The sequence below is a fragment of the Streptomyces sp. SID14436 genome (assembly GCF_010548465.1).
Taxonomy (GTDB): domain Bacteria; phylum Actinomycetota; class Actinomycetes; order Streptomycetales; family Streptomycetaceae; genus Streptomyces.
The window spans coordinates 1-3633 of the sequence record NZ_JAAGMD010000125.1; the positions used below are offsets into that span (position 1 = coordinate 1).

Annotated in this window: 4 protein-coding genes; 1 reads left to right on the forward strand and 3 read right to left on the reverse strand. The window is 74.8% G+C overall.

Annotation, left to right across the window (positions count from 1 at the left end):
* The first annotated feature begins 456 nt into the window (after positions 1-456).
* On the forward strand, positions 457-1158 hold the full coding sequence (locus G3I53_RS04810) for a glycoside hydrolase family 75 protein (RefSeq protein WP_343240557.1): 702 nt from the start codon (positions 457-459) through the stop codon (positions 1156-1158).
* 73 nt (positions 1159-1231) lie between these two features.
* On the opposite strand, the gene G3I53_RS04815 is transcribed toward G3I53_RS04810, so the two are convergent.
* Genes G3I53_RS04815 through dhaK form a run of 3 tightly spaced genes read right to left on the reverse strand, consistent with a single transcriptional unit; the run spans position 1232 to position 3292 of the window.
* Positions 1232-1639 carry a PTS fructose transporter subunit IIA gene (locus tag G3I53_RS04815; protein WP_164438043.1) on the reverse strand — a complete coding sequence of 136 codons (408 nt, stop codon included), beginning with the start codon at positions 1637-1639 and terminating at the stop codon, positions 1232-1234.
* The gene (gene dhaL / locus G3I53_RS04820) at positions 1632-2249 is read right to left on the reverse strand and encodes a dihydroxyacetone kinase subunit DhaL (RefSeq protein ID WP_164332995.1); all 618 of its coding nucleotides are present in this window, start codon (positions 2247-2249) and stop codon (positions 1632-1634) included. Before dhaL ends, G3I53_RS04815 begins: the two co-directional genes overlap by 8 nt.
* A gap of 50 nt (positions 2250-2299) precedes the next feature.
* A complete protein-coding gene (dhaK, locus tag G3I53_RS04825) occupies positions 2300-3292 on the reverse strand; it encodes a dihydroxyacetone kinase subunit DhaK (RefSeq protein WP_164332994.1) in 993 nt (330 codons plus the stop codon).
* Positions 3293-3633 lie beyond the last annotated feature (341 nt).

Consider the following 3633-nt stretch of genomic DNA (forward strand, 5'->3'; position numbering starts at 1 on the left):
GGGCCCGTCGGTCGCGGACTGCTGCACGGCTCCTCCTCCCAGGCGAGGGCTGCCGGCGCGGGCGCGGGACGACACGCCGGAGGCGCCGGCCGGCCGGACCGGCTCCCGACCCGCCGAATGGTCCGTACCAATATGCCGTCGCTGACGCGGCCACATCAAGAGGGGCGGGGTGGGTGAACCGTCCGCGGGATTACGTATGCTGACCATCCGAACGGCTGAACTGCTCATGAGGGCTCGGCAGTTCATGCCCGGTGGCGCGGAACGCTGTCGTCGCTGATCCCGCGCCGGCGAGGGTGACCGGGCGGCGCGAGCCGGAACACGGCTCGGCCCCCGGCGCCCGCGCGTCGGCCGCCGTGCACCGTCCGGCCCCGCTGTGGTGGCCCCCCGACGGGCCCGGGATGAGATTGGCTGAGGGCTGAGTGCCCGTCAGTGTCCCCGACGAGAGGCCCCCCGAACGTGTTCCGTGTCCCCTCGCTCACCCTGGCCGTGGCCGGTGCCGCCCTGCTCGCCCCCGCCGTGCTCCCCTCCGGACCGGCCCCGCAGCACCGCACCGCACCGGTCGCCTGGAGCGGGAACCCCGTGTCCGCCGCCGACCTGCTGGCCCGCGTGAGCGACTGCACCCAGGTCTCCCACGGCCTCTACCGCACCGACCACGGCACGGCGGCGACGATCCCCGTGTGCGGCACCCCGGACGTCGTGCACTGGAAGGCCGACCTGGACATCGACTGCGACGGCCGGCCCGGCCCCCGCTGCAACGCCGGCACCGATCCCACGTTCACCTCCGCCACCGCCTTCGCCCAGTCCGACGGCCGCCCGCTGAACTCCGAGACCCTGCCGCACATCGTGGTGCCCGCCCCCAGCGCCGTCTGGGACTACCGGGAACACGGCGTGCGCGGCGGCTCCGTGGCGGCCGTGATCCACCGCGACCGGGTCCAGTACGCGGTCGTCGGCGACGTGGGTCCCGCGCACATCATCGGCGAGGCCTCCTACGCCACCGCCGAGGCGCTCGGCATCGACCCCGACCCGCGCACCGGCGGCACCCCCTCGGGGGTCACCTACATCGTGTTCAAGAACAGCAGGGTCACCCCGATCGAGGACCCCGACGCGGCGGTGGCCCTGGGCGAGGAACTCGCCCGCCGGTTCGTCGACGGCGGCTGACCGCACACGGACCGGGCGGGCGGGACGTCCGAGCCCCGCCCGCCCCGGCTCGGGAAAGGCCGGACCCCTCAAATCAAACCTTGCGGTAGGTGTACGCGTCCGCCGCCGCGGCCTCGACCGCCGCCAGGTCAGCCCCGGTGGCCGCCGTGACCACCGCGGCCACCGCGCCCTCCACGAACGGCGCGTCCACCAGCCGCGTGTTCCCGGGGAGTTCGTCCCCGTCCGCGAGCAGCGTCTTCACCGTGAGCACCGCGCTGCCCAGGTCCGTCAGCACGGCCACCCCGGCGCCGCGGTCGACGGACGCCGCCGCGGCCGCGATGAGCTCGGCACTGGTGCCCAGCCCGCCGCCCTCGGTACCGCCCGCCGGGGCGACGGGCACCGCGTCGCCCGCGCCCGCCAGCCCCTTCGCCAGCTCCGCGACCGACGCGGCCACCGCCGCGCTGTGCGAGACCAGCACGATGCCCACCGTCCCGTCACTCACCGTCGGCCTCCGTCCCGGCCGCGGCCGTCTCCAGGGCGGCGATCAGGAGCGCCGCCGACGTCGCCCCCGGGTCCTGGTGTCCGATGCTGCGCTCGCCGAGATAGCTGGCCCGGCCCTTGTGCGCCTGCATCGGCGTCGTCGCGACGGCGGCCTCCTCGGCGGCGCTGCGGGCCGCCGCGAAGGACGAACCGAGCGCGTCCACCGCCGGCACCAGCGCGTCGATCATGGTCTTGTCGCCGGGTGCGGCACCGCCGAGCTGCCTCACCGCGTCCACCCCGGCGCGCAGCGCCTCGGCCAGCTGCTGTTCGTCCACCTCGGCGGCGTCGCCCAGCGTCTTCCCGGCCCGGCGCAGCAGCGTGCCGTACAGCGGGCCGGAGGCGCCGCCCACCTTCGAGATGAGCAGCCGGCCCGCCAGGGTCAGCACGGCGCCGGGCGTGGCGGGCGGTTCCTTCTCCAGCGCGTCCCGCACCGCCGTGAACCCGCGCCGCAGGTTCCCGCCGTGGTCGGCGTCCCCGATGGGTGAGTCGAGGGCGGTGAGCCGTTCCGCCTCGCGGTCCACGGACGCGGCGGTCGCCAGCATCCAACGGCGGAAGAAAGCGGCATCGAGCACGGAAACTCCTCGCATGGTAGGTACTCCTCGACCCTGCCCCCCGGTGCCCGTCACATACCCCAGCGCAGGCCGGGCGTGCTCACCGGCGCGTCCCACAGGCGCAGCAGCTCCTCGTCGACCTGGCACAGGGTGACCGAGGCGCCGGCCATGTCCAGCGAGGTCACGTAGTTCCCCACGAGGATCCGCGCGACCGGGACGCCGCGCTCGCCGAGCACCCGCTGCACCTCGGCGTTGAAGCCGTACAGCTCCAGCAGCGGGGTCGCGCCCATGCCGTTGACCAGGACGAGGACCGGGTTGCGCGGGGTGACGTCCGCGAGGATCGCGTCGACTGCGGCCTCGGCGATCTCGCCCGCCGTCATCATCGGGCGCCGCTCCCGGCCGGGCTCGCCGTGGATGCCGATGCCCAGCTCCAGCTCACCCTGCGGCAGGTCGAAGGTGGGGCTGCCCTTGGCGGGAGTGGTGACCGCGCTGAGCGCGACGCCGAAGCTGCGGGAGTTCTCGTTGACCTGCCGGGCGACGGCCTCCACCCGCTCCAGCGGCTGCCCCTCGTCGGCGGCGGCGCCCGCGATCTTCTCAACGAACAGCGTGGCACCCGTCCCGCGGCGGCCGGCGGTGTAGAGGCTGTCGGTGACCGCCACGTCGTCGTTGACCAGGACCTTCGCGACCTGCACCCCCTCGTCCTCGGCCAGTTCGGCGGCCATGTCGAAGTTCAGCACGTCGCCCGTGTAGTTCTTCACGATGAACAGCACCCCGGCGCCGCTGTCCACGGCCGCCGCGGCCCGCACCATCTGGTCGGGCACCGGCGAGGTGAACACCTCTCCCGGGCAGGCGGCGGAGAGCATCCCCGGCCCGACGAACCCGCCGTGCAACGGCTCGTGCCCGGAGCCACCGCCGGACACCAGCCCGACCTTCCCGGCCACCGGCGCGTCCTTGCGGACGATCACCCGGTTCTCCACGTCCACCGTCAGTTCGGGATGGGCCGCCGCCATACCCCGCAGAGCGTCGGCGACCACGGTCTCCGGGACGTTGATGAGCATCTTCATGGGTGCCTCCTCGGAACCCGCCGAGCGGGTCCGCCGCTGGTTCCTGCTGGTCGGACGGAAAAGGAACGGGAATCGGGGCCCGGCGGCCCGCGGCGGGCCGTGAGCCGGGTGCTGCTGGTGGCGCATGAGGGATTGTCACGTCGGTCGGGCGGTCGGCGGCCCTCGGCTGAGAGGGCCGCTAGTCGGCAGTATCGACCTTGGCACGGCGAAGGGCACGTGCACGAGCAGGACCGGCCGAGGTGCCTTGCCCGCGGGCCGCGCACGGAGCCGGACGCCCCGCCCGGGCCCGGCCGTCCGGGCGCGGCGGATCCGGCGGACGGGTCGTGAGCCGGACGCACCGC

Coding starts and splice junctions, on each gene's coding strand:
- dhaK (WP_164332994.1), bottom strand. CDS start 3,292: ATGAAGATGCTCATCAACGTCCCGGAGACCGTGGTCGCCGACGCTCTG.